Annotated in this window: 4 protein-coding genes; 1 reads left to right on the forward strand and 3 read right to left on the reverse strand. The window is 75.8% G+C overall.

From position 1 onward, the window contains the following. Positions 1 to 185: 185 nt before the first annotated feature. From ACYVJ4_RS18000 to ACYVJ4_RS18010, 3 genes are read right to left on the reverse strand one after another with little or no spacing between them, the layout of a single operon-like run. The gene (locus ACYVJ4_RS18000) at positions 186 to 1,361 is read right to left on the reverse strand and encodes an AI-2E family transporter (protein ID WP_460461454.1); all 1,176 of its coding nucleotides are present in this window, start codon (positions 1,359 to 1,361) and stop codon (positions 186 to 188) included. A gap of 14 nt (positions 1,362 to 1,375) precedes the next feature. Next, the gene (locus ACYVJ4_RS18005; RefSeq protein ID WP_460461455.1) at positions 1,376 to 2,713 is read right to left on the reverse strand and encodes a glutamate mutase L; all 1,338 of its coding nucleotides are present in this window, start codon (positions 2,711 to 2,713) and stop codon (positions 1,376 to 1,378) included. A 19-nt stretch (positions 2,714 to 2,732) separates the two neighbouring features. Continuing rightward, on the reverse strand, positions 2,733 to 3,221 hold the full coding sequence (locus ACYVJ4_RS18010) for a winged helix-turn-helix transcriptional regulator (protein ID WP_460461456.1): 489 nt from the start codon (positions 3,219 to 3,221) through the stop codon (positions 2,733 to 2,735). A 28-nt stretch (positions 3,222 to 3,249) separates the two neighbouring features. Between ACYVJ4_RS18010 and ACYVJ4_RS18015 the strand changes: the two genes are divergently transcribed. Beyond that, positions 3,250 to 3,679 (forward strand): MFS transporter (locus ACYVJ4_RS18015; protein WP_460461457.1); only part of this gene is annotated, 430 nt, incomplete at its 3' end.

Below are 3,679 nucleotides of genomic sequence, written 5' to 3' on the forward strand. Positions count from 1 at the left end.
CGCCTCGACCTGGTGCGCCAGCTGCCGCCCGATGCCGCCGGCCTCGTCGCCGGCCGCGCGCAGCCGGGCGGCCCAGGCGAGGCGTTCGGCCGCCGGCACCGGCCAGCCCGGCAGCAGGGTGGGGTCGAGCGGCATGCGGGCCCTCCGGTCCGGTCGGCCCCACGCCGTCCGACCATCCTGCCGGGTCAGCGGCCCGGCCCGCTCCCGTCGTCCACAGGCCGCTCGGTGCCCTCGGCGTCGGCCGGCGCCGGCTCGTCGTCGCCCACGCCCTCGCCGCGCTCGGCCTCCTGCAGGCGTTCGTCGTGGCGGCTGCGGCCGGTGAGCGAGAGCACCATCGTGTTGAGGGTCGCGATCAGCGGCACGGCGAACAGCGCGCCCAGGATCCCCGCCACGAGCGCCCCCGCGGCGATGCCGAGGATCACGGCCAGCGGGTGCACGCGCACCGCTCGACCCAGCAGGAACGGCTGCAGCACATGGGCTTCGAGCTGCTGCACCCCGACCACGACGCCCAGCATGATCAGCGCCTTGACCGGACCGACGGCGACGAGCGCGATGAGGACGGCGACCGACCCCGACAGCAGCGCACCCACCACGGGCACGAACGCCCCGAGGAAGACGAGCACCCCCAGCGGCACGGCCAGCGGGACGCCGAGCAGCGCGGCGCCGATCCCGATGCCGAGCGCGTCGGTGAGCGCCACCAGCACGGTCGCCCGCACGAACGACGTGAGGGTCACCCACCCCTTGCGCCCGGCGTCGTCCACCGGCTCCTGAGCCGCGCGCGGGAGCAGGCGCACCAGCCACGACCAGATCGCGTCGCCCTGCGCCAGGAAGAAGTATGTCGAGAAGAGCGCGATGAACACGCCGGCCACGACGTGCCCGGCCGTGGTCGTGGCCGCCAGCGCGCCGTTCACCAGCTGGTCGCGGCTGCCCGTGATGCTGTCGCGCAGCTGGGTCAGGTAGGAGGCCAGCTGGTCGGTCGTGAGGTGCAGGGGCGGTCCGGCGAACCAGTGGCGCACCTCGCCGAGGCCGGCCTCGGCCTGGCGCTGCAGCTCGGGGAACCCGTTCGCCACCTGGGTGCCCACCAGCGTGACGAGGCCGGCGACGACGGCCAGCACGGCGATCACCGTGGTGAGGGCGGCCGCCCCGCGCGGCATCCGGCCCTTCTCCATCGCGTCGGTGAGCGGCTTCACGAGAGCCACGAGGAGCACCGCGATCAGCACCGGGGCGACGAGGACGACGAACGTCGCGAGCAGCCGCACCAGCACGTAGAGGACGCCGAGGACCACCAGCAGGCGCCACGACCACGCGGCCGCGACCGCGACCGGCCGCGGCACCGCCTCACTGCCCGGTTCGCGGCTCACCGGCCCATCCTGTCCTACCCGCGCGGGCCCGGCACCTCGCGCAGCGCGTGGCCGACCAGGCGGGCGGCCGCCGTCGGGGCGTCGGCGGCGAGCAGGCCCGCCGCGAACAGCACGTACCGCTCGTCGACCGCGAGCCGCGCCCGCTCGGGCACCCGCCACCCGCCGCCGTGGTCGGTGACCGCCGGACCCAGCACCTGCGCGCGCACGGCGTCGCCGTGGTGGCGCAGCACGCCGCCGGACCCGACGACCAGCTCGACCTCCTTGAGCGGGCGGGGCGACGCCGACGGGTTGGCCGGGCGCCCGTGCCGGCGCAGCGCGACCGTGACCGCGAGCTGCGCGAGCCGCGCGTCGTCGTCCGGGACGTCGGGCAGGTAGGCGGGGTCGGCCTGCACCGTCTCGGCGTACGCGGCGAGGCGGTCGTCGACGTCCAGGTGCTCGGCGCGCGCCGCGGCCACGACCCCGGTGGCGTTCCAGCGCATGCCCAGGTCGCCCTCGACCGTGCGCGCGTGCCACATCGTCGCGACGACGTCCTTGCGCAGCGTGGCGTCCTCGCCCTCGGGCGCCAGCGCGGAGTACACGTCGGTGGTGGCGCCGCCGACGTCCACGACGACGACGTCACCTGCGCCCGGGACGCCGGGTCCGCCGTCGGCCAGGACGCCGACCCCGGCCAGCACCGCGTCCGGGGTCGCGGCGCGCGCCATCGACGCGAACGCCGGACCCCTCGACAGCCCCTTGCCTCCGATGACGTGCTGGATGAAGACCTCGCGGATCGCGGCCCGCGCCGGCTCGGGCTCGAGCACCCCGATGCGCGGCAGCACGTTCGGCGTGACGACGACCCGGCGTCCGCGCGAGACCAGCTCGTGCTCGGCCTCGGCCGCCGCGTCGGCGTTGCCGGCGAGCACGACCGGCGCGGGCACGCGACCGATGCCGAGCCGACGAGCGTTGTGCCGCAGCACGTCTGCGTTGCCGCCGTCGGTGCCACCCACCAGCAGGACGACGTCGGGCCGGCTCTCGCGCAACGCGGTGACGTCGTCCGGGGTCAGCTCGCCCGAGGCGACGTGCACGACCTTGGCGCCGGCGGACAGCCCGACGCGGTGCCCGGCCTCGGCCGTCACGACCCGCTCGTATCCCACCACGGCGAGGCGCAGGCCTCCGCCGGCGCTGGAGCACGCGATGACGTCGTCGACACGTTCTGCCGCAAGGGTTCCACGGATCGCGTGATACCCGTCGAGCACGTCGGTCGCGATGGTCGTGGGGTGGGCGGCGGTCGCGACGAGCGCGCCGTCGTCGGTGTCGACCAGGGCGGCCTTGGTGAAGGTCGAGCCGAAGTCGAGGCAGAGCACGCGGGTCACCGCGGCAGCCTACGGGCGCTCAGCCCGCGGCCACCGGCCCGGCCTCGTCCCAGCCCTCGACGCGCACCTCGCGCGTGACGTCGGCCCGGCGCACCCGCTCGCCGCACACGTCGCACACCTGGTGCATGTGCAGCTCGTGGTCGTGGTGGCGCAGCTGCATCGGGGGCTCGTCGACGGCCCAGCGGTCGCCCCACGCGAGCAGCGCCTGCAGCACCGGCGCGAGGTCGCGGCCGGCCCGGGTCAGGTGGTACTCCGAGCGGGGCGGCGCCTGCTGGTACTGCCGCTTCTCGACGACGCCGGCCTCGACGAGGTCCTTGAGCCGGGCCGCCAGCCGGTCGCGCGGCGCTCCGGTGTTGCGCACCAGGTCGGTGAACCGGTGGTTGCCGAACATCAGCTCGCGCACCACGAGCAGGGCCCAGCGGTCGCCCACGACGTCGAGCGCCGCGGCGGCCGAGCACGGGCGGCCGGGCAGGTCGGCGAGTCGGTCCACCCGCCAAGGTTTGCACATCAAACCAACCCGCGCTACTTTCACCGGCATGACGATCCGAGAATCAAACCGACCGACCTCGCGCCGCGTCTTCCCCGTCGTCGCGCTCGCGGTCTTCATGACCAACCTCGACCTGTGGATCGTCAACGTCGCGCTCGACGACGTCGGCCGCTCGTTCGCCGGCAGCACGCTCGCGCACGTCTCGTGGGTGCTGAACGCGTACGCCGTCACGCTCGGTGCGCTGCTCGTGGTCGCGGGCCGCGCCGGCGACCGCTACGGCCACCGCCGGACCTTCCTCGCGGGCACCGCGCTCTTCACGCTCGCCTCGCTCGCCTGCGCCCTCGCCCCGACGCTCGACGCGCTCGTCGCCGCCCGGGTCGTGCAGGCGGCCGGGGCCGCGCTGCAGCTGCCGTCGTCCCTCGCGCTGCTCCTCGTCGGCGTGCCGGCGGGCGGGCGCGTGCGCGCCACGCGGGCCTGGG

It is taken from the genome of Angustibacter peucedani, assembly GCF_054779595.1.

Bases quoted from the DNA above. Each gene is read 5' to 3' on its own strand.
- ACYVJ4_RS18010 (WP_460461456.1), bottom strand. From the start codon at position 3,221: ATGTGCAAACCTTGGCGGGTGGACCGACTCGCCGACCTGCCCGGCCGC.